The organism is Tepidisphaeraceae bacterium (assembly GCA_035998445.1).
GTDB lineage: Bacteria > Planctomycetota > Phycisphaerae > Tepidisphaerales > Tepidisphaeraceae > DASYHQ01.
Genome location: DASYHQ010000061.1, coordinates 166,138 through 188,536, shown reverse-complemented (window position 1 = coordinate 188,536; position 22,399 = coordinate 166,138). Strand labels below are relative to the sequence as shown.

The 22,399-nt window shown below is 65.2% G+C and carries 17 protein-coding genes; 7 read left to right on the top strand and 10 right to left on the bottom strand.

The genetic code is table 11. The features are described from left to right. Positions 1 to 204: 204 nt before the first annotated feature. Both VGN72_23210 and VGN72_23205 read right to left on the bottom strand, forming a co-directional pair. A complete protein-coding gene (locus VGN72_23210) occupies positions 205 to 1,356 on the bottom strand; it encodes a putative zinc-binding peptidase (protein ID HEV7302267.1) in 1,152 nt (383 codons plus the stop codon). A gap of 757 nt (positions 1,357 to 2,113) precedes the next feature. Next, complete coding sequence (locus VGN72_23205) at positions 2,114 to 4,429, bottom strand: peptidylprolyl isomerase (protein ID HEV7302266.1); 2,316 nt, start codon at positions 4,427 to 4,429, stop codon at positions 2,114 to 2,116. Between the two features lie 436 nt (positions 4,430 to 4,865). Between VGN72_23205 and VGN72_23200 the strand changes: the two genes are divergently transcribed. Further along, positions 4,866 to 6,032 carry a substrate-binding domain-containing protein gene (locus VGN72_23200; protein ID HEV7302265.1) on the top strand — a complete coding sequence of 389 codons (1,167 nt, stop codon included), beginning with the start codon at positions 4,866 to 4,868 and terminating at the stop codon, positions 6,030 to 6,032. Positions 6,033 to 6,199: 167 nt separating this feature from the next. On the opposite strand, the gene VGN72_23195 is transcribed toward VGN72_23200, so the two are convergent. The 4 genes from VGN72_23195 to VGN72_23180 all read right to left on the bottom strand — a co-directional run bounded on the left by VGN72_23195 (position 6,200) and on the right by VGN72_23180 (position 11,635). Beyond that, positions 6,200 to 7,378 (bottom strand): prenyltransferase/squalene oxidase repeat-containing protein, encoded by a 1,179-nt coding sequence (locus VGN72_23195; protein HEV7302264.1) that lies wholly within the window; start codon positions 7,376 to 7,378, stop codon positions 6,200 to 6,202. A gap of 717 nt (positions 7,379 to 8,095) precedes the next feature. Next, entirely contained in the window at positions 8,096 to 9,811 is a 1,716-nt protein-coding gene (gene ureC, locus VGN72_23190) for an urease subunit alpha (GenBank protein HEV7302263.1), read from the bottom strand. A gap of 60 nt (positions 9,812 to 9,871) precedes the next feature. Further along, the gene (locus VGN72_23185; protein HEV7302262.1) at positions 9,872 to 10,609 is read right to left on the bottom strand and encodes an urease subunit gamma; all 738 of its coding nucleotides are present in this window, start codon (positions 10,607 to 10,609) and stop codon (positions 9,872 to 9,874) included. 159 nt (positions 10,610 to 10,768) lie between these two features. Beyond that, a complete protein-coding gene (locus VGN72_23180) occupies positions 10,769 to 11,635 on the bottom strand; it encodes an urease accessory protein UreD (protein HEV7302261.1) in 867 nt (288 codons plus the stop codon). Positions 11,636 to 11,703: 68 nt separating this feature from the next. Between VGN72_23180 and VGN72_23175 the strand changes: the two genes are divergently transcribed. Then, a complete protein-coding gene (locus VGN72_23175; protein HEV7302260.1) occupies positions 11,704 to 12,207 on the top strand; it encodes a hypothetical protein in 504 nt (167 codons plus the stop codon). A gap of 213 nt (positions 12,208 to 12,420) precedes the next feature. On the opposite strand, the gene VGN72_23170 is transcribed toward VGN72_23175, so the two are convergent. The 4 genes from VGN72_23170 to VGN72_23155 form a co-directional block, all read right to left on the bottom strand. Continuing rightward, positions 12,421 to 13,188, bottom strand: coding sequence for a phosphoribosyltransferase family protein (locus tag VGN72_23170; GenBank protein HEV7302259.1), 768 nt, complete (start codon positions 13,186 to 13,188; stop codon positions 12,421 to 12,423). Positions 13,189 to 13,402: 214 nt separating this feature from the next. Next, entirely contained in the window at positions 13,403 to 15,154 is a 1,752-nt protein-coding gene (locus tag VGN72_23165) for a hypothetical protein (protein ID HEV7302258.1), read from the bottom strand. Between the two features lie 227 nt (positions 15,155 to 15,381). Further along, positions 15,382 to 17,460 carry a hypothetical protein gene (locus VGN72_23160; GenBank protein HEV7302257.1) on the bottom strand — a complete coding sequence of 693 codons (2,079 nt, stop codon included), beginning with the start codon at positions 17,458 to 17,460 and terminating at the stop codon, positions 15,382 to 15,384. A gap of 131 nt (positions 17,461 to 17,591) precedes the next feature. Further along, positions 17,592 to 18,740: a glycosyltransferase family 4 protein gene (locus VGN72_23155; protein ID HEV7302256.1), complete on the bottom strand. Its 1,149-nt coding sequence runs from the start codon at positions 18,738 to 18,740 to the stop codon at positions 17,592 to 17,594. Between the two features lie 483 nt (positions 18,741 to 19,223). Here VGN72_23155 and VGN72_23150 point away from each other — a divergent pair, with 483 nt between their 5' ends. The 5 genes from VGN72_23150 (at position 19,224) to VGN72_23130 (ending at position 21,872) form a co-directional block, all read left to right on the top strand. Then, a complete protein-coding gene (locus VGN72_23150) occupies positions 19,224 to 19,448 on the top strand; it encodes a NifU family protein (GenBank protein HEV7302255.1) in 225 nt (74 codons plus the stop codon). A gap of 46 nt (positions 19,449 to 19,494) precedes the next feature. Then, a complete protein-coding gene (locus VGN72_23145; GenBank protein HEV7302254.1) occupies positions 19,495 to 19,959 on the top strand; it encodes a hypothetical protein in 465 nt (154 codons plus the stop codon). Then, positions 19,956 to 20,435 (top strand): tRNA adenosine(34) deaminase TadA, encoded by a 480-nt coding sequence (tadA, locus tag VGN72_23140; protein HEV7302253.1) that lies wholly within the window; start codon positions 19,956 to 19,958, stop codon positions 20,433 to 20,435. The genes VGN72_23145 and tadA overlap by 4 nt, the downstream gene beginning before the upstream one ends. Positions 20,436 to 20,751: 316 nt before the next feature. Next, entirely contained in the window at positions 20,752 to 21,246 is a 495-nt protein-coding gene (locus VGN72_23135; protein HEV7302252.1) for a DUF1259 domain-containing protein, read from the top strand. A gap of 365 nt (positions 21,247 to 21,611) precedes the next feature. Next, positions 21,612 to 21,872 carry a type II toxin-antitoxin system HicB family antitoxin gene (locus VGN72_23130; protein ID HEV7302251.1) on the top strand — a complete coding sequence of 87 codons (261 nt, stop codon included), beginning with the start codon at positions 21,612 to 21,614 and terminating at the stop codon, positions 21,870 to 21,872. Positions 21,873 to 22,399 lie beyond the last annotated feature (527 nt).

Here is a 22,399-nt window from a genome sequence, read left to right as displayed (position 1 = left end):
GCGGGCTTGCCCGCGATCGACGTGCAAACCATCCCCGGGCAAGCCCGAGGTCAAAGGTTAGCGGACAAAACCTCAGCCCAATGCGCTACCTGTCATCCCGACCCATCTCCCACGGCCCGCACCGTCAGTCAATCGAGATCCCTCAGGCAGCTACCGCTCCCATCGGGATGACATGGGGTCTTGTCCGCTGGCCTTAAAGTGCGGCTACTGTCGCGCCCCCAAATCCGATGAAGCGACCGGCGGTGGCGCGTTCCCCGTCTCGTCCATCGGTTTCGTGCAGTCCGCCTCGCAGACCGTGTCGTGGATGAAGCGCAGCTTCTCGATCGTCGGTGGCGGCAGCACGAAGGGGTAGGCGTCGGGCAAGCCCATGCCACGGTTCAGGGCGTTCAGCACGTAGGTCAGCGGAAACCAGTTGCCGATGATGTCGTCGAACGACTGATCGTTGGCGCGCAGGCGCGGCTGCTTCTCCATCACCGGCTCGTTTGCCCGGTCGGGCTTCAGCGATAGCCCGCTCGCCGCGGCCGTCTCGAGCGTGTCGGTCATGTGGAAGTAGTGCGCCCACGTCTCGGCCCAGTCTTCCCATGGGTGCACGCTGGCGTACGCGCTCACGAAGTGTTGCTGCCAATCGGGCGATGGGCCGTTGGCGTAGTGCGATTGCAGCGCGTCGGCGTAGCTCACCTGCTCGTCGCCGAACAGCTTGCGGAACGCTTCCAACCGCGGGCGGTGCTGGATCAGCCGGTCCCAGTAGTAGTGCCCCACCTCGTGGCGAAAATGGCCCAGCAGCGTGCGGTACGGCTCGTGCATCGAGACGCGCGCCCGCTCGCGCTCGACGTCGTCGGCCTCGATCACGTTCAGCGTAATAACGCCGTTGTCGTGCCCGGTCAGCACGCGCGGGCCGTTCGGCGGGTCGGTCAGGAACTCGAATGCTAAGCCGGCCCCCGGGTCATCAATGCGGTTCTTCACCGGCAGGCCGAACTCCATCAGGCTGTACACGAGCCGCCGCTTCGCCGTCTCCAGTTTGGCCCAGGCAGCGAGGTTGCCGGGGACGTTCAGGTCCGGAATGGTCCGCGTCAACCGGCAAGACGGGCACAGCGGGTTGTCGTCATCGGCCGGCACCGCCCAGTTGCAGACGTCGGTGTGGTCGTAGTTCTTGCACAGGCGGTACTTCCTGCCCTCGGCCCGCTTGATCGGCGAGGTCCACAGTTCGTCGCTGCCGTCCCTGGCTTTACCGGCGAGGTCGAGCGAGGCGATGACCTTCAGGTCGGGCAGGTACGCGAGTTTGTGGCCGCACTTTTGGCAGAGCGTGTTCTCAAAGAAGATGGCGTGGTTGCAGTGATCGCAGTGAAAGACGCGCATTGTGGCTGACACTCCCGGGGGCATTCGACCGCGCAACATCGAAACGCGATACGGGGAAAGTGTAGGCACGCCCTTGCGTGGGTGGCACTGACGTGGGTCGCCTTAAACCGTGGCATGGATGCCAGAGCCCATGCTTGTGGATTGAAATGGAATCACGATTGGTGGCGGGCGGCTTCGACCGCGCAACAGATGCAAATTGAATCTGCTGGCCTCCCGCATGCATGGGCGAGACGCCCATGCCACGGCCGGAACGGACGCCGCTGTCGCGGTGGCCGACAATGGACGGTGCTCAAAGAGGACCGAAGAAATGGTTCCGCTCCAAGCTGCGTCATCCTGCGAGGGTGTTAAAGAACGACGCCGCGTCCGCTCCGACCGTAGCATGGGCGTCTCGCCCATGTCCGTCAGCAGGACAACCGATGGGATTTGAGGCAACCCGCTTCGACTGAAATGGCTCCAAGAAAACATGCCTACTCGGCCTCAAGACGGCCATGGGCGAGACGCCCATGCTACGGTGAAAACCGAACAGCACCGTGTTCTTTGACACCCTCTGAGAAGGTGCGCGCTTCAGTTCGGAGGACGTCACTCCGGTCCCTCTCCCATAAGTACGTGGGAGAGGGACCGGAACCCGACAAGCACCCGCACAGGATGAGGACCGACGTCGATCGGTGGCGAGCCACCTGAACCAACCGAAACGAAAAATCGCCCGTGGCGGTTGCCACGGGCGATTGGGTTTGTGAATCAAACTTCGGCAGACGACTTAGAACACGACGACCTCAAAGTTGTTGAGCGTCACACCCTGGTCCTGCAGCTGCGTGTCGATCGGGGTCGCGTCCGTCAGGCGGACGCGCTGGCCGTCGATCGTGAAGGTCAGCAGGCGCAGGCTGTCGGCGGCCACACCCTGGAACGGGATGCTGGAGGCCGTGTCGGCGATCGTGCCAATGTTGATGCTGCCCAGCGTCGGCGCGATGATCGCGCTTTCGCTGAAGCCCACCTGACCGCGCGGCGCGCCGAAGCGGGCCGAGACGATCTGAGCATTGGGGTTGGCGAAGTCGGCGGCACCCTCGACCGAGGCGTCGCCACCGGCGACGCCGGCGAAGATCGCGCTGCGGAGCGTGCCCGAGCGCACCGAGACCGATCGGATGCTCCCGGCCGAGCGAATCTCGGCGTCGGTCATCGTCGTCGCGCGGAACGAGGTCAGCGAGTATGGGACGCTGGCGTCGGTCAACGACACCGGCGCCGCCAGCGTGCCGACCGACAGAGACCGCATCGAACCGGCCGACAGCGTGCCGTCGAGCGTGCCGCGCACCGAGACGGAGCTGACCGGCCCGGCGAACACGCCGATCCAGCCCGCCGCCGTGTTGAGCGCGCTGACGCGCGACGCGGTGCCGGCGCCGATGTTCCACACGCCACCGGTCACGTCGGCGCGGGTCGAGAACGACCGCAGGCCAGTGGTGGCCGTCAGGTCGGGCCCGAAGTTGCCGGTCGAGCTGATCGTGCCGAGGTCACCGGCCGTCACCTGACCGTTGCCACCCACGTTTTCCCAGCTGCCGACGCTCAGGCGGGTCAGCGTGCCACCGACGTTCCAGTTGTCGCTGGTCGTGTTGCCGCGGATGCTGGCGCTGCGCAGGCCGCCGGGCGTGTTGATGTCGGCGCCGAAGTCGCCGCGCGAGCTGATCGTGGTGATGTCCAGCGCGGAGATAACGTCGGGCGTGGCGTCGCTGTCGGTCCAGCTGTTGACGGTGATGCTGCGGATCGCGCTGACCATCGTGATGCTGGCGTTGGTCACGTCACCGGCGCGAAGCGTGAGCGCGGTGCCGGCGACGTTCGAGGCGATCGAGCCACCGTTGATGGACCCGAGGGTAACGCGGCCGAGCGCGCCGTCGACGTTCACGTCACCGACGAGGTTGCCGCGCGTCGCCGTGATCGAGCCGAGCGTGCCGGCCGCGGTGATGTCACCGATATCGACCGAGTTATCGCCACCCGACGAGGAGATGATCAGGCTGCTGCTGACGCGGGTGATTTCGTTTAGGGCGATGCTGCCGATGCTGAGGTTCAGACCGGTGACGGTCGTCACGCCGCGCACGGTGCTCAGGGCCACCTCGGTGCCATTCATGAGGACCGTGGCGGTGGCGTTGCTGGCCCGCACGGTGGTGCGGGTGCCGTCGCCGTCGATGAAGACCAGGGAGCGCGACTGACCCTCACCGGTGCCGAGCACGACGGGCGGCGCGGCCACGTCGACCGCGAAGGCCTCGTTCATCACGTCGCCGTCGAGGGTCGTGGACGTGACGGTGACGGTCGCGTTGCCGCTGGAGACCGGCGTCATGGTCAGCGTGCCATCGGGGGCGACCGAGGCGTTCAGGATCCCCGGGTTGCTGCTGATGACGGTGAACGCCGTCTTGGGCATCAGGGTGGCGTTGGTGATCATGGGCACGGTGCCGCTCGCGTCGGCCGGGAGGGCGTTAAAGGCACCGCCCTGGTTGCTCGTGGGGAGCGCCGCGATGTTGTTCACCGTGGTCATGTCCAGCGCTTCGGCGAAGGTCGTGAAGCCGCCGTTCTGGTTGTCTAGGTTCGCGCGGTTGTCGGCCAGGTTAAAGAAGAACTGGCTCGTCGCCGAATCGGGGTCACCACCGACCTTGGCCATGGCGACCGTGCCCATGACGTTCGGGTGGCTCGCGTCGAATTCGTTGGGGACATTACCGAAATCTTCGACCTCGGCGCCGGTGCTGGTGTACCCACCGCCCTGCAGGACGAAGCCGGGCTCCAGGCGATGGAACAGCACGTTGTTGTACCGGTCGCTCTCGACGTACTTCAGGAAGTTCTCGACCGTCTGCGGGGTCAGGTCGTCGTACAACTCGAGCGGGATCGAACCGAAGTTCGTGTCGAGCGTCACCTTGGTGCGGGCGACGTCCGGATCGTCGAAGTGCTGCTTCAGGTCGACCGTCTGCGCGGTTCCGACGACCGCCTGCATGTCCGCAATGGGTGCCAGCAATACGTTGTGCAACAGACGGCGGGACTCGAGCGACTCGATCGGAGCAACGGGCGCACTAGCGCGGGGACGCGAAAGCAATGACATCAAAACCTCGTAAAATGGAAGGGTATCTCGTGCCGCGCTCTGCCAACGCGTGCTAAACTAGTACCACATCAGTCCATCGGCATCAACGATGAACTGGGCAGAGCAGCTTTTACCTTAATAAGACAAATTTCGGAACGACCGATCTCGACGCACTACAGATCCCCACGAACATTGCATGAGTCCGCTTTGCGCAACAAAGCTGCCGCCGTCCGAACGCGGATCAGCTCGCTTCCGTTTTTTCGGTTGTACGCCGGCACTTTCTCGAATAATTACCAGCAGCGACGAGCCAATTAGCGCTCTCAGTTCAGCCCTTCCTCGCGTAAAACGCACAGCCAAGGAGCGGCACTAGCCACCACCGCGTTAGACGAAACAATCGCACTGCCGCTTTGCGACAATACGCCTTGCCTAATTGTCACTGCTTCGCTACCACTGGTGCATGGCTGATCCGCAGCGTCGCATACTGCTCGTGATGCACAACTGGATGGGATATCTGCACGGCGTGCAATTGGGGATCGCCGCGTACCTGACGCAACGGCCGGACTGGACGTGGACGCGCGTCCTGCCGTTGCCGCAATATCTCAACGGCATCGCACGCGGTAGCGCCGACGGCGTCATCACCTATTCCGAGAAGAACTACGTCGACCAGCTGCGCGAGCTGGACATTCCTGTGGTCGACGTGTCGAACTGGTGGCCGCCCCAACCGTTTCCCTCGGTGCTCGCCGACGACGAGGCCGTCGGCCGGCTGGCGGCCGAGTACTTTCTGGACCTGGGCCTGCGCCACTTCGGCACCATCGGGCCGACCGGCGCGGGGTTCTCGGAGATCCGCCAAAAGGGGTTCGCCAGCGCGCTGGAGGATGAGGAGATCGAGGTCAGTTTTTACCGCAGGCAGGGCAGGCCACCGCTGCGGTCGCGGGCACCGGTGGGCGACCCGCAGACGGTGCTGGCGTGGCTGCAGTCGTTGCCCAAGCCGGTCGGCATCTTCGCATCGCACGACCCGGCCGGCGCTGAGATCCTGGAGATCTGCCGGCACAGCGGCATCCGCGTGCCGGAAGAGGTCTGCGTGCTGGGCGTCGATAATGACGAGCTGGTGAGCAAGTTCAGTCACCCCCCACTGTCGAGCATCGCGCTGCCGACCGAGAAGATCGGCTTCGCCGCCGCCAAACTGTTGGACGAACTGATGTCCGGCGCCGCTCCACCGGCCGAGGCGATCATGTTCCCCCCGGTCAGCGTCATCTCACGGCAAAGCACCAACCTGTTGAACATCAACGACCCCGAGGTGCTCGAGGCGCTGCGCTACATCCGCGAGCGCGTTCACGAGGGCGTGACGGTGCAGAAGCTGCTGAAGGTGGTAACGGTGAACCGGCGGTATTTGGAGCGAAAGTTCCTGCAGCATTTGGGTCGCACGCCGTTGCAGGAGATTCGCCGGGTGCGGATCGAGAAGGCCAAGCAGTTGCTGTCGAACACCGACCTGTCCATGCCCGCGATCGCCAAGGGCAGCGGGTTCTCAAACCCCGAGCGCATGGCGAACGTCTTCCGCAACGCCGTCGGCATGACGGCCTCGGCGTACCGCAGGAGTTGCAAGCTGAGCTATCAGTCGACGTAGGTAGGGCCGGCACCAACGCTATGTCATCCCGAACGGGAGCGGTAGCGACCTGAGGGATCGGCACGGCGGACTGTGCTGGCCCCGTCGAGATCCCTCTGGTCGCTACCGCTCCCTTCGGGATGACAGACGCTGACCCACGTGCTCGATCCGTCGGTCAGACAGCAGGCCTACTGCTTCTCCGCCAGGTCTTTCTGGATCTCCTGCAGCGCCAGCACGACGTAGGACGTGGTGATGACCGGGTTGTCTTCCATCCAGCGCTTGTCGCCGACCCAGCTGCCGTCGGGCTGCTGGAGCGAGAAGAGCTGCTGGGCTAGATCGGCGCGCCAGTCGTGCGTCTTGCCGCTGGCGTCGGTGAAGGTGGGCTCGTCGTAGGCGTTCATGGCGCGGGCCATGGTGTGGTAGTAGTAGTACAGGCCGTTCTTCGCGTTCTCGGGGTCGGCGGCGGCCATGCCGGGGTTTTCATCGAGCGTGTAGTTCTGCTTGATCCAGTCGTACGCCGCCTGCACGCGCGGGTCGGTCTTGGACAGGCCGGCGTAGATGAACGACTTCAGGCCCGCATAGGTCATCGAGCCGTAGCTGCGCGGTTCCTTCTTGTCGGCGGCGTCGATGTGCCCCGCCATCGATTCGCCACCGCGCGCCGGCGTGTAGAAGAAGCCACCATCGTTGCCGGCGAACGCCTGGTCGTTGCTCTCGCTACGGTTCTGGGTGCGCTGGATGAAGGTCAGGGCGCGCTGGTACGCCGGGTCGTCGGGCTTCAGGCCGGCGTCGTGCATCGCGTCGAGCGCCATCTGCGTGTTGGAAAAGTCCGGCCGACCGTTGCGCCCGTAGCCCCAGCCCCCTTCCCACGTGGCCTTGTCTGCATCAGCCGTCGATTCCCCCTTCGGGCCGACGACACCACTGGTCCACTGCAGGCTCTTGAGGTAGGCGACGGCCTTATCAAGCCGATCCTTGTACGCAGGATCGTTCGCCGCCGCGAGCGCGCTGACGGCGATGGCGGTGTTGTAGTTGGCCAGCGCATCCTTGTAGATGCCGCCACTCTCGACCTGGAAGCTCAACAGGCGCTCGTATCCCTTCTTCACGAAGTCCGCCTGCGGGCCCGTCTTCGGGTCCTGCGCAAACGCCCTCAGCACGAGCGCCGAAATCGCCGGCGGCTGCCGTTCGGTTGCCCAGCCGCCATCGGGCAGCTGCTGCGACTTCAGGAACGCCAACCCTTTGTCGATCGCCTCCTGCAATCGTTCGGCCGATAACGGCGCGGCCGCCGTCGTGGCTTGAGGGGCATTTTGAGCGTGAGCGATCGGCGCAACACCAGCGAACAACGCGAGCGAGATCAACAGGGGCTTGGTCATCGGTGAACCTCCGGAATCATTGTAGCCGTACCCCCCTCAATATACGCAGGGTGTGAACAAAAGTTGCTCAGTGGCGGCCTGTGTACGCGGATATTATGGGAACCAGTCGAGCGTCTCGACATCCTTCAAGAGCCTAGAGCGTGTTATCCACTTTGGGGGCCAGTAACGCAGGCGTGACGACGCTGGGTGCCACGGTTTGGTACTCCAAGCCGTGTCTGCGTGTACCGGCACGGCTTGGAGTACCAAACCGTGGCACCCAAGCCAGTTTCTGAGCTGGAAAGTGCATAACACGCTCTAGCGATCGCGGATGCAGGGCGTTCGTCGAGACAGGTTGTCGCGGTCGCAAAACGCCGTTTCCCACCACTAGAGCGGTTCAACTTCGGGTGTAGCGTCTGGCCGCAACCCTGTCATCCCGAGCGGGAGCGGTAGCGACTCGAGGGATCGCCACTGTCGAGCGCCCTCCCTTACTTGAGATCCCTCAGGTCGCTACCGCTCCCCTCGGGATGACACGCTACACCTGAGGTAGAGCCGCTCTAAAGCGGAGAATTAGCCGCGCAGATGACAACCGCGCCGCGCCGATGACAACCGCGCCGCGCCCTTCGCATGGAAAGCGCGCTGTAGACGCGGGAGACGCACCGTGAGTCAGAACGCGACGGCAAGCCGGGCGGCACGGCGTGGTACGCCGAGCCCGCGATCCGTCCGGTAATCGCGTCATCCTTAGAACAGGAAGTACCGCTGCGCCAGGGGCAGAACGTCCAGCGGCTCGCAGCGCAGTTCCTCGCCGTCGGCCGTCACCGTGTAGGTCTCGGCGTCGACAGTGATCACGGGCGTCGCGTCGTTCAGCTTCATGTCCTTTTTGCCCACGTTACGGCAGTTTTTTACAGGCGTGATTTGCTTGTTCAGGCCGTACCCTTGCACCACGTTCGCATCCACCGACGCCTGCGAGACGAACGCCAGCGATGCCGTGCCCGTCGCCCGGCCGAAGCCGCCGAACATGGGGCGCATGTAGACCGGTTGCGGCGTGGGGATGCTGGCGTTGGGGTCGCCCATCTGGCTCCAGGCGATAATGCCGCCCTTGATGACCATCTCGCACTTGGCGCCGAACATCGCCGGCTTCCACAGGACCAGGTCGGCGAACTTGCCGACCTCGATGCTGCCGACCACGTGCCCCACGCCGTGCGCGATCGCGGGGTTGATGGTGTACTTGGCGACGTAACGCTTGATGCGGTTGTTGTCGTGGCCGGCCGGGTCGCCGGGCAGTTTGCCGCGCTGCTGCTTCATCTTGTCGGCCGTCTGCCAGGTGCGCGTGATGACCTCGCCGATGCGGCCCATCGCCTGGCTATCCGATGAAATCATGCTGATGGCACCCAGGTCGTGCAATATATCCTCGGCCGCGATCGTCTCACCACGAATACGGCTCTCGGCGAAGGCGACGTCTTCCGGCAGACTGGGATCGAGATGATGGCAGACCATCAGCATGTCCAGATGCTCGTCGAGCGTGTTCACGGTGTATGGCCGCGTGGGGTTGGTGGACGACGGCAGCACGTTGGGCAGCCCGGCGACCTTGATGATGTCGGGCGCGTGACCACCGCCGGCGCCTTCGGTGTGGTAGGTGTGAATCGTGCGGTTCTTGAACGCCGCGATCGACGATTCGACAAAGCCGGACTCGTTGAGCGTATCGGTGTGAATGGTGACTGCAACGTCGTACTGCTCGGCGACCGTTAAACAACAATCGATGGCCGCGGGCGTGGTGCCCCAGTCTTCGTGCAGCTTCAGTCCGATCTGCCCCGACACGATCTGCTCGGCCAGCCCTGCCGGGTGGGCCGTGTTGCCCTTGCCGGTAAAGCCGAAGTTGAGCGGCAGCGCATCGGTCGCCTGCAGCATCATCTGCGTGTAAAACGCGCCTGGCGTGCAGGTGGTGGCGCAGGTGCCCACTGCCGGCCCGGTGCCACCACCGATCATCGTTGTGAGGCCTGCCGCGATCGCCTCGTACGCCTGCTGCGGGCAGATGTAGTGAATGTGCGCGTCGATGCCGCCGGCGGTCAAAATCAGTCCTTCACCGGCGATGACTTCCGTCGTCACGCCCACGATCATATTCGCCGACACGCCCGCCATCACACCCGGGTTGCCCGCCTTGCCGATGCCCGCGATGCGGCCATTCTTAACGCCAATGTCGGCCTTGTAGATGCCGGTGTAGTCGACGACAAGCGCATTGGTAATGACGAGGTCGAGCGCATCCGCCTGCGACACGCCCGCCGCCTGGCCCATGCCCTCGCGCAGCACCTTGCCACCACCAAATTTGCACTCGTCACCGTAGACGGCGAAGTCCTTCTCCACTTCAAGGATAAGGCCGGTATCGCCAAGGCGAACGCGGTCGCCAACCGTAGGGCCATAGATGTCGGCGTACGTGGAGCGGGGAATGCGGTAGGACATGGTTCAGATACCTCAACTGTTCGATTCGATTCTGCGGGCCCAGCAACGTGATACAGCGCGTCATGTTGCGGCCTTCGTTGCGTCGATCGCCTTCTTACGGCCGGTTTCGGTCACCGGGCCCGAAGCGAAGTTGTTGCCACCAGCGATCACCTTGTCGCCGGCGATGTCGACGAGGCGCACGCTCTTCGTCTCGCCCGGCTCGAAGCGCACCGCGGTGCCCGCGGGAATGTCGAGGCGTTTGCCGTAGGCCACGCCGCGGTCGAACTGCAGCGCGGGGTTGGTCTCGACGAAGTGGTAATGGCTGCCCACCTGCACCGGGCGATCGCCGACGTTGGTGATGGGTAGGTCGACGCTGTCGCGGCCTTCGTTCAGAGCCAGTTCACCGGCGGCGGGTTGAACTTCGCCCGGGTTGTCTTCAGGTAGGTCGCCGAAGAGCGACGGATCGGGCGTGGGCAGGAAGCTGCCGTAGAGGGCCATCTCCAGCTTGCCGTCGAGCGATGCGATCGGGTGGTGAACGGTGACGAGCTTCGTGCCGTCGGGGAAGGTTCCCTCGACCTGCACGTCGTAGATCATCTCCGCCACGCCCGGCAGCACCTGCCGCCGGCCGAGCAACTGCTGGCCGAGCGACATCAGCTCGGCTACGCGCTTGCCGTCGCGAATGAATTCCAGGCAGACCGCCGCGATCAGCGCCACGGCCTCCGGATAATTCAACCGCAGCCCGCGGGCGAGCCGCTTCTGGGCGAGGAAGCCCACGTTGTGCAGCATCAGCTTGTCGATCTCGCGGGGGGATAAATGCATCGTGTCGTTTCCTCTGTCTGTGCCTTTCTTCTGTAGGACAGGCATTCCTGCCTGTCTCTCCCCCCGCTTTCCCCCCGTATTCGACGGAAGAGGAAATACGGGGGGAGACCAAGAGAGACAGGCAGGAATGCCTGTCCTACAGAAGATTCATCTCTCGTTCTAAAACTTCCGCGACCACAAATCCTCACCGGCGATCGCCCACGCGAACGCCATGCGGTCGCGCAGGTACTGACCCACCAACTGCGGTGACGGCCCCAACACCCGCAGCACCGCCCCGCCATCGCCGATGGGGCTGGCACTGGCCAATAGCTCGGCGTTTCGCTTCACCGGTGCGGCGTTCAGTTCGTCCAAGATCGCCGCGGCGCCGTCGCGCACGCGCGGGCCGATGAGGAACAGCGTCGCGTAACAATCAAACCGCCCCATGCGGTGCGGCGCATCGATCGGCTCGAAGGTGCCGTCGAGCAGCAGCGCGTCGCGCACGAGGTGCTGGCCGTCGACGACGATATCGTTGCGGCTCATGTACCGCGTGAACGCCCAGCGCTCGCCGCGCGCCAGCCGGCCACTGCTGATCCAATCGAGCAGCACGAGCGACGCGCCGCGGGTCAGTTCAAACCGTTGCCGTTGTTCGTAGACGGCCGTCGCGAACGGGCTGACGGGGTCGGGCAGCGAGAGCAGGATCGCGTCGTCGGCGATCGTGGCGTTCAGCGTCTGGATCGCTGCGACGCTGTGCGGGCTGCGGTAGATCTTCGTCGACGCCTGCGTGCCGAGCAGCAGCGCCGTGCCAGCGCTGGCGGTGACGGACAAATCGATCTCGTCGCCAGCAACCAGGCCCCCGCCGAAGGTGCTGGCGAACGCCCAGGCGCAACCGCCACGCGGGCGCGGGACGAGCAGCTTCAGCGGACTGGTGGCGGTGGAACGGGTGATGGCGGTCTGGCCGTCAACGCGCGTGGCGACGAGCTGGCCGGTCCCGCGATGACGCAGTGCTGGCGAGCGGGCAATGGGCTGGGCGTCGGCGATGGATCGCATGCTCTGTGGCGGCGGCGCGGTCGGTTCTCGGGTAGCATACGCGCCACCGCCGGTCGGCACCACCCGTCATGCTTTACGATCGCATCCTGTCTTCCGCCGACGTCGAACCGAGCGATTCGGTCGACATTGCGTGGCACGAGTGCGCTGCTCGCGCGTTGCGCAAGACGACGCGCGCGAGACGGGAGGTGCGCATCCTGTTGCCCCTGGGACGATCGCTGCGCGATGGCGACGTGCTTGCCGCTGAAGCGACAGGCGTTGCGCGTGAGGGGGAACAACTGGCGGTCCTACGCGTTCACGTGCCGGCGTGCGAGGTGTGGGTGACCGACCCGGTTGATCCTGATGCGCTCGCGACGGTCGCGCTGGAACTGGGCAACCTGCACGTGCCGGTCCAAGTGTCGAACGGACGATTGATCGTGATCGCCGACGGGCCGACGCGGGAGGCGCTGGATCGGTATGGCGTGCCGTTCCGCACGGAGAGGCGCGTCTTCGCGCCGCTGCGCGCCACGGTGCTGCAGGGCGTGAAGCTGGCGCCGGGGTTTGAGGTGCGCAGCGCGAAACCTCAAGCACGGTGAGACATGCACCCGTAGTGGCGACGCCTGCGTCGCGGTCGATGCGCAGCATCGAGTCCACCCGTACCACGGGCGGCCCGACCGTGTTCTCGCGTTGGAAGGCAAAAGCATGGGCGGGCCGCCCATGTTACGAGAATGCGGCTACGCCGCACCGCGACGCAGGCGTCGCCACTACCGTGTTCGAACATTCACGGCTTCACCCGCATCCGCTCCAACCTACACCACCTCGAACTGTCGTCCTTCCGGGTCGGCGATTGCGAGCGTGATGGCCGACAGGCTCGCGGGGCGGGCGGGCCGCAGGGTGCGGGCGAGGCTTTGCAGGGTGGCGCCGGTGGTCAGCACGTCGTCGACGACCGTGACGCGCTTCCCAGCGACGTCGGCCGGGCGGATCAGGCCGAAGGCGTCCTTCAGGTTCTCTGCGCGTTTGGAACGTCCATGCATGTGGGTCTGCGTGTCGGTCGGGCGCAAGCGGACGACGGGCCGCACGACGCGCACCTTGCCGCACCGGCCGAGGCGCGACGCGATGACGTCGGCCTGGTTGAAGCCGCGCCGCATCTGCCGCCAGGCGTGCAGCGGCACGGGCAGCAGCACGTCGGTGTCGCGCAAAATCGCCTGCACCTGCGCATCGACCATCAACCGGTCGGCGAGCCGTTCCGCGATCGGCCAGCGGCGGTTGTACTTGGCCAAATGAATCAGATGCTTCAACGGCGATGACATCGTGCCCAGCCGCGCGATGCGCGCGTACGGCCTGAGCCCGTCCCCCTCGCACCACGGGCATGGCGAACCGTGAACTGCCAGCGGCATTGCACAACGTTCACACGCTGCGGCTTGGGCCAGCTGCGCCAGTTGCACTTCGCATGCTTCACAGAGAAATGCCCCCACCGGTGCCGGCGCCTCGCACGCGCTGCAGACGGCCGGGTAGCAGAGGTTCAGCAGATCGCCGCCCCACTGTCGAACCTGCAGAATGATGTTGAGCCGCCCCATGGGCTGGGGAGGTTAACCGATCTCAGGTATGGAGGGGCAGGAAAAAGTGGAAGGGTAACAGCAGCATGGGCAAAACCGATCTGGCTTGCCCGACGAAATGCAGAACTATATACGCGTCATCCTGAGGTACCCCGAAGGATCTTTTCGTCCGCGTCGCAAGACCGAAAAATCCTTCCGAATACCTAGAAATTAAAGTGTCTTTCCGATTATTAACCTACTTTCCCGCCTCGTCGGCGGTGGGCAGGCGCCAGCCTTTGCGCATCGCGTCGATCAGTGGGTCGGGCCCGCCGAGGCGTTTCTCCGTTTCCGTCAGGTAGTCGGCGGCCAGCTTGCTGTTGCCCATGTTCCGGGCGATGTAGGCCAGCAGGAAGGTTGGGCCAGCCTGCTGTTGCTCGGCGCTCGCGATCTCCTTCAAATCCTTGATGACGAACTGCAGGCGTTCGGCGCCGAGGAACGTGATCAAATCATATTCACCCGCCAGCAGCGCCGGGCCGTTGGTGAACGCCTTGCGAAGGTCGGCCTCGGCGCGGCCGTAGTACGACGCGCCCAACTCCGCGTGGGCACGGCCGAGCGTGACCAGCGGGTTGTTCGGCGCGACGCTGGCGGCGGCGTCGTAGCGGTCGATGGCGGTGCCGAACTCGCCGGCACGCATCGCTTCCTCGGCGCCGGTCATCAGTTTGGCCAGCCCCTTGGCGTTCGTACCTTCCGCAAGGTTGTTCACCTTCACCGGTTCGGTCGTGACGTTCGAGCCACCGTTGCCGCCCGGCTGCGCCTGCATGGGCAACTTGCTGGTGTCGATCGCGCCGGCACCGGCGCCGGCGCCGGTGTCACCGCCATCAAGTCCGGCGTCGCCGGGCAGCTCGGGCAGTTCACCGGGTTTGCCGGCCTTGGCTTCGGCGTTGATCTTCGCCTGTAGGTTACGCTGCAGCGCGAAGCGCCGCTGGGCTTCCTGGTCGGTGATCGCGCCACCGCCCTGCTGGTCGAACTGCGCCTGTAGCCGGGCGTAAAGCGCGCTCTGGCCGGCCGGCGTCATCAGCTCCTGGCGGGTCGATTGATCGGGGCCGATCTGCCCGCCGAGCGCGTTGTTGGCCAGCGGTTGGTTGGCGAGTTGCTGATTGGCACCCGTGGCGTCCCCCTCACCGACGCGCGGGCGATTGAGGTCGACACCGGTCGCCAGCTCGTTGGAGGTTCCATCCTGCTCCGGCGTCTCGGGCAGGCGGTTGGAGACGCGCAGTTCGGCGCGGTACTGCTCGAGCGTGTTGGCGTCCAGCGACATGCGGTCGGGCGCATCGGGTCGCTGGTCCTGACCAAAGCGGTCGACGAACTGGCGCTCGGCCGGCACGTCGCTGCGCCACTGGCGAACGCCGTACAACGGCGACGCGGTGATCGTGCTGAGGCCGGTGCTGGGATTGACGGGGCCGGGCAGCATGAGATCGCCCGGCGACGGCAACACGGTCTGCGGCGTGGTGACGACGGAACCCAAGCGCAAATCGCTCCCCTGGCGCGCCATGGCCGGCGCGGGGATGTAAGCATCGGTGAGGCCCTGCTTTACGAACCCGGGTGGCGGTGGCGCGGCGCGACTGCTGCCGTAGAACGGCAACACGTTCTGCGCGTTGTTCTGCGGCGCGCCGGTGAACGACGCGCCCGACGATCCACGGATAAACCGGTCGGTCGTCTCGTCGGCGGTACTGCCGCGGAAAGCGCCAGGATCGGTGTATCCCACCGGCCCGCGGAACTCACGGCCACCGGTGACGTTGCCGGTGACGACGTTGTTGCCAAGGCCGCCGTTCAACGGACGGATGATCGGGCCACCAGTGTTGTACCCGTTGCTGCCGATGCGGTTGTTGGCATCGTTCAACCGACCGTCGCTACCCACGCGGTACTGCGCCACCGCGACCGACGACGACACCGCGAGCGCCGCCCCGATGGCGGCGGCGGACAGGATGGCTTTGTGTTGCTTCATCATGATGACGACTCCCTTGGCCCTGCTCATTGGACGCACCCGCGGGCGCATAAGTTGCAGCGCCACTTCAGGATTGTACCCGGCAATCTATCCCTTGTCGGCCAATCGCACGGTTGAACTGCAAACGTAACCGATCCGAACGACGCAATTTGTGCGCCAGAGCCCATCTAGCCCCGGACCTGCCCGGGTTTCCCGGCTTAACCGGGGTAGAACAGAAGCATCGCATCCCCCTACCGCGCCTTTAATTGCCTCGACACCAACCCCGACGCCTCACCGGCAGTCGTAAGATCGGCGGCGACCTCGGCGGCACCCCAGATGCCGAGCGTCGCGCCCGTCATTCGCACGTCCCGAAACGCCGCGGCGTCGAACGGCGTCGCCAGCGCCGCGATCTGACCGGCGGCCCCTTCCGGTAGCGTCGCGCACGCGGGGGCGTACGCGCTGATCTCTTCCAGGTACTCAATCACCGGCCGGTACTTCTGGCGCATGCGCGGCCACTGCTCGACCGCGCCGCTCGAGCCGTCGATCAACCCGTCCACCGCCGCCGCGGTACCGTCGCGATAGGCCTTCACGATCGCCTCCAGCTGCTGCACGTCCACACCCCAGTCGGCCCAGCGCGCCAGCGGCGCGCACGCCGCGATCGCCTCGTCGATCTTCGCCGCCCCGCGCAGCGCCTCGACCAGGTCGCCGGCGATCGCCAGTTGCGACAGCACGTCGGGCGACACCACCCCATCCGCGCTGGCCAACGTCGAGGTGGCCTCGGTCAGCATCGCGTTCAACCGGGCCTGCAGCGCCGCAGCGCCTTGGCCGGCCCACGCCTCAGCGCCCGTGGCGGCCTTGGGCAGATCGGTGCCGATGCGCGCCGCGGCGTCGGCCAGGCCGCGCAGGGACTTCAGGAACGCCACCGCATCCTCGGGCAGCATCTTCCCTTCACCCACGGCCCCACCGACGGCCGCAATCACGCGCTTGTCGAGCAGCCCAATCGGCCGTGGCTTGAACGCCAGCAGCGCGTCCAGCGAGCGCGGGCTCGTCTCGATCAGATCCAGCTGCGCCAGCGCCGCCGACATCTCACCCACCGTGTCGCTGAGCTGCTTGGGCGTGGCGGCCATCATGCCACCGTCGGGCAGGCTGATCGCCTCTTCCATGAACGTCGCGCGGGCGGTCTGAAACTGGCGCACGGTGGCGTCGGCGGCACGCTTCACGTTCGGTGGGAGCGACGCGAGCCGCGGGCGTCCCTCGAACTCGGCCACCACACGGTTGTAGGCCTCGACGGCGTTCAGCACCTTCGGGCCGTCCTCGGGATTCTCCTGCGCCCAGACGAACAGCTTGGCCAGCCGGCGCGTGTCCGGATTCTCCGCAATTTTACCAACGCGCGCCAGCGTCTGGCGGTACGGGGCGAGCGTCTTGAGGCGCTTGCGCCCGATGTCGCGCGTGCGCGGGTCGGTGAACAGCGCCAGCCCCTGCGCCAATTGCCCTTCGATCTCCTGCCGCGTCGCCATCGCGACGGCGGTGTTGGCGGCCAGGCCGGAGGCCAGGTCGACGGCGTCCGACAACCCCTCGGCCAGCACGCGGGCCTCGGTGGCGTCGCCGGTGCTACTGGCGACGTTGGCGGCCTCGGTGAGGGTGAGGATCTGCCGGCGCAGCACCGGCGTGACGTTCAGCCGGCGCGCCGCGTTCGACAACGTCACCAGTGGCGCTTCCGTCGGGCTGCCATTCCCGGCCGGCGCGGTCGCCGGTGCAACGGCGCGCTGCGGTCGCATCGTGACGGGCGGCGCGGGCACGATCGCCGACAGCGCCGTCGCGATCTCCTTGGTAAGCGCATCGATCGCCGCGACGGTCGGCTTATCGAGCGCTGGGCGATACGTCAGCTCGTGCAGGGCCTTCAGCGCGTTGGCCTGCGGTTCCGTGGGTGGCGTCAGCGTGCGAACGGTGAGCGCGATCTCGTCGCCGGCGCGCACCACCTGCTGCAGGCGCAGGTAGGCAGCGGCGTTCTCGGGCTTGCCGTCCAGCTTGTCGGGCATAATGCTGGCGATGCCGCGGGCGAGCAGGCGCAGGTCGATCTGCAGTTCGAGCATGGCCTGGTCGACGCCCGTCTCGCCGCGTCGCTGAAGCAGGACGGCCAGTTCCTCATCGATCGCGTCGATGCGCTGCTGCTTGTACGAGCCTCTTGAATCCGCCTCCGGCGTTGCGGTAGCGACGGCCGGTTCCTGCGGTTGCGGCCGTGGTGGCCGGGCGGGCGGGCGCGTTTGCGCCATCGCCTGCGATGCGAGCAGGCCGGCGAGCAGGACATGTCGGATTGGGATCAACTTCATCAATCTATTCCACCTGTCTCAAGTGACGATCGTGTTGCTCGCCCACATAGCCCCCGGCTTGCCGGGGGTCTCTTCTTCCATCTCTCGGAAAAGACGGAAGAACCCCGGCAAGCCGGGGGCTATGTAGATGGCTACACCAAGTCCGCGTACACCCGTTCGAGCCCCGCCACCATCACCTTCGTGTCGAACCGCCCAAGCGCGAACGTCCGCCCGGCGTCACCGAACCGCCATCGTAACTCGGCATCTTCCAGTAGTACCGCGATCTTGTCGCCCAGTTGCCGTTTATCGAACGGCGGCAGCACAAAACCCGTCTGCCCGTCCAGAACGCCCTCCTTGGCGCCATCGATGTCGTACGTAACCACCGGCTTGCCCGCCAGCGACCCCTGCGGCAGCGCGCGCGCCAAGCCTTCGCGCCGCGACGGATGCGCGACAATGTCCATCGCGTTCACCAGTTCCGGAATGCGTGTCGGCGGCACCAGGCCGGTCAGCACGAAGCGATCGACCAGGTTCATCGCTCTGATGCGCTTTTCGAAGTCCGGCCGCAACAACCCGTCCCCCACCCACATGAACTTCAGCTTCGGAAATCGGCTGCACAGTTCCGGCGCCAGGTCGAGTAGATCGTCGTGCCCCTTCAGGTGAAACAGCCGTGCGATCGTGCCGACGGCGATGTCGTCGTGGGCCAAACCCAGCTGCTTGCGAATAACGTCGCGCGGCACGGGCGGATCGACGAACGGCGCCGTCTCCATGCCGCTGTAGACCGTGACGTACTGCGACGGGGTGCCGATGTCGGCCGCCAGCGACTGGTCGCGCATGGCGTCGGCGACGCAGACGATCTTGGACGAGATGGGGGCCGTCTGCCGTTCCAGCATCTCGTAGAACCGGTTGACGATCGGCCGGGTGCTGGCGGTGAAGGCCAGGCCATGAATCGTGTGGACGATGCCCCGCACCGGCGCGCGGTGCGCCGCCCAGCGACCGATGATGCCCGCCTTGCTGGAATGCGTGTGGACCACGTCCGGCCGCAGCTCGCGGAAGCGGCTCACCAGCCGGTGGTAGACCCGCAAGTCCGCGATCGGCAGGATCGACCGCTTCATCTCGTCCAGCACGTCCACGCGGTACCCGTACGCCTGGGCCCGCTGTAGCAACGACCCCTCGGGCCCTACCGGCGGGCCAGTGATGAGCGTGACGTCGTGACCGAGGTCGTGCTGCCCCTCGCAGCTCAGCAGCGTGTTCTCCTGCGCTCCGCCGACGATCAGGCGCGTGATGACGTGAACGATTTTCATGCGACGCGTGGAGCGTAAACCATGGAGGTGACTAGGGGAAGGAGAATGAGGGAGCGAATGGGGAAGAGAATGACCAAGCCCCAATGACCAACAAATGACCAAGCCCCAAATCCCAAATCAGAAGCCCCGCGGCTTGCCGCGCTCCGTCATCCCGAGCGGCGCCTAAGGCTAGCGGACAAAACCTCAGCCCAATGTGCTACCTGTCATCCCGAGGGATCTCTCAAGGCCGAGAACCGTCCGTATTTCGAGATCCCTCAGGTCGCCAAGGCTCCCATCGGGATGACATTCAACCGGTGATAGGCGAATTGATTGGGATTTAGGGCTTGGTCATTTGTTGGTCATTGGGATTTGAGGCTTGAGGCTTGAGGCTTGATTTGTTGGCCATCAACACTTGGGATTTTCAATCCCATCCCCGACCGGCTATAATCCTGCTTTACCGCAAGAGGTCTGCAGATGGGCACAGCGACGAGCCAACCGCAAAGCGTGACTGAGAAAGTTCAGGAGGTCATCAACCTCATCCGCCCCTCCGTGCAGGCGGACGGCGGCGATATCGAACTCGTGAAGGTCGCCGAGGATGGGGTCGTCTCGATCCGCTTCCACGGCGCCTGTCATGGGTGCCCCAGCAGCACGATGACGCTGCAGAACGGCATCGAGCGCAACCTGATCGAGCGCGTGCCGGAAGTGACGAAGGTGATCCCCGTCGTATAAGCCGGCCGCGCCTGGCGCGAGGCCGATTGGTTCACAGGTGTGAATGATGGCCGACGTTGCCATAGCAGACGTGTCGATTGCCAGCGACTTTCCCCCGCCGGCTGCTCCGCTGATCGTTAATGTTCCCGCCCGCCCGGCTCGTCCGTCCAGTTCTGTTTTATCGCAAATCGCCCACCGGCTGTCGGCCGTCGCGGTGCTGCTGTTGGCCGGTGGCCTGGCGGCGGCGTACGCGGGCCGCGAGACCGTTGGCGCCGGCAGCAAGGTGCTGGTGGTCGCCCTTGCCGTGATTCAATTTGCCGCCGTCGCAGCCTTGCTGGCGAACCGCCGGGCTCGCCGGCGTGGCGAGCGTGTGGAACGGGGCATCGTCGGCTTCTGTGCCGTCCTGCTCGTCACCATTACCCTGGCACTCGTCGCCGACCAGCTGGGCTGGCTGCAGCGTGGCGCGATGGCGATCAACGACCTGTTCGCCAGCCTGTCGACCCAGGACGTCCCCCGCCGACGATTCCAATGACCGACGACGACGCTATGCAGCACGCGCTAGCCGAGGCCGCCAAGGCCGGCACGCTGGGTGAGGTGCCGATCGGGTGCGTGATCGTCCATCACCCCACCGGCCAGATCATCGGGCGCGGCCACAACCTGCGTGAAACCCACCACGACCCCACCGCCCATGCTGAGATTATCGCGATGCGCCAAGCGGGCACAGCCTTGGGCCACTGGCGGTTGATCGACTGCACGCTGGTGGTGACGCTCGAACCCTGCCCGATGTGCGCCGGGGCGATCGTGAACGCCCGCCTGCCGAGGCTGGTTTACGGCTGCGACGACCCCAAGGCCGGTGCCGTTCGCACGCTGTACCGGCTGTGCGAAGACGTTCGCCTGAACCATCGGCTGGAGGTGATCGCAGGCATTCGCGCGGAGGAAACCGGTCGGCTTTTACGCGACTTTTTCCGCGCCCGGCGCGTGAAGAGTCCGTTGACGCCGGAGCAGTAGATGCTCTGTTTGCGCAGGCATATGCAACGTGTTCTCGTCTCTTTTACAAGCCCATCGTCATCCTGAGGTACTCCGAAGGATCTCCCTCCGCATTCGCTTCGTGAAGGAAGAGATCCTTCGGAGTACCACAGGATGACGATTTGTGCCTGCTGACGCGTCGAGTCCGGATTCCCGTAACGTAAAGCGCCCACACCGCTTGGGGTTTCGCAGACGGGCCAGTGTGGCGTCGCGTGAAACCGCAAGCGGCGTCGATCGCGGGTTATAAAACGCTCCCAGCGTCAGAGACCACAACAGTTTGGTTACAATACGAGACACCATGAAACTCACCCTCTTCCTCGCCACGGTCCTGTTCGCTGTCCCGCTGTTCGCTGCCGATGCGCCGACGACGGCGCCCGCGTCGCCTTGGCCGGCGCTATCGAAGATGCTGGGGCTGACGGGGACCGAGCGGGAGTCGGTCTACACCGTCACCGTGCCGCGGAAGGACCTGCTGGTGTCGACGCCCGACGCCGGCGACATCCCGACGGCCGCGGGGCTCGAATCGACGTTTCACTTCTTCATGTGCCCGTGCGGCAAGACGAACGTCGTCGGCACGTTCATCCTGGCCGAGTACGAGTCGAACGACGTGATCGACGCGCTGCGCGACGCGCAGATCCACGTCGTGTCCGTCGCGCCGGCGCTGTACAACGAGTCGCCGAGGCTGGTTGCGGTGCGCTTCCAAGGGGAGGCGCAGGCCGACGTGATCGCTAACGCCATCAAGGCCGCGCTGGAACGTACGGGTGATGCGCGCAACCCGAAGATCACGTTGCCTTAAGGCTAGCGGGCAAAACCCTGTCTCCTCGTGCCCGGTTGTCATCCCGATGGGAGCCTTGGCGACCTGAGGGATCTCCCATGGCCCGCACCGTCACTCGGTCGAGATCCCTCAGGTCGGCAAGCCTCCCATCGGGATGACACGTCTCTGATCAACGCACGGGCTTTGTCCGCCAGCCGTTAGATCGTGCACCTGGCGCCCAGCACACCTCGATATGCCTCCCTTGGCAGGGTCGCTTGAGCGCGCCTGACGACCGGCAACGCGTCGTCGCGCCACACGCAGACCCGCGCGCGCAGGCAAAAGTATCTCACGCTTCCCTCAGAATTGCCTTGCAACGGCGCAAATCGCATCGGCAGAATACGTGAACCATGAAACAACAGTACCACACCATCATCAAGCCCGAGAGCAACGGCGGGTTCGTGGGCTGGGTCGAGGAAGTCCCCGGCACGATCTCCACCGGTCGTTCGCTGGACGAGTGCCGCCACAAGCTCAAGGACTCGCTGACGCTGATGCTCGAGACGCACCGCGACGAGGCCCGCATGGGGCTCGACCCCTCGTGCCTCCTCGAGACGATCGAGATCGAGACGCCCGAGGACGACATGCAATACCTGATGCGCGTGTGGGCGTAGCCCAGCACGTTTTGCGTCGGATGCCTGGCGTTCGTTCATCGATCACGACATTCGGTCCGCGCGCCGTGTCGTCGAAGGGTTGACTGAGTGTTCTGGCGCGATGAAAGAACTGGCCGCTAAAGCGGCCAGTCCGGCGGCCCTGGTGCAAGAACCGCGCAAACGCCGATCTCGCGTCCCGCGCCCTCTTCTGTAGGACAGGCATTCCTGCCTGTCTCTCCCCTCGCTCTCCCCCCGTATTCTCTCTTCTGTGACACAGGCATTCTTGTCTGTGTTTCTTATTCGGTGGGACGGACATTCTTATCTGCCACGCGCCGCTAGCCGCGATGGCGAAGAGGCAGAGACGCGAAGGCGCGAAGGACGCGAAGGCGGACGCGAAGAAATGCGGGTGGTGTTGCGCCAACCCCGCGTCTTCTACGCAGCGCGAGCGTAGAGATGGATAGCGTGCTCTTTGACAACTGAATACGCGACGTGATGAGCCTTACCGGCGACTGGCTCGATCACCCGATGTTGCACAATGGTGCAAAATG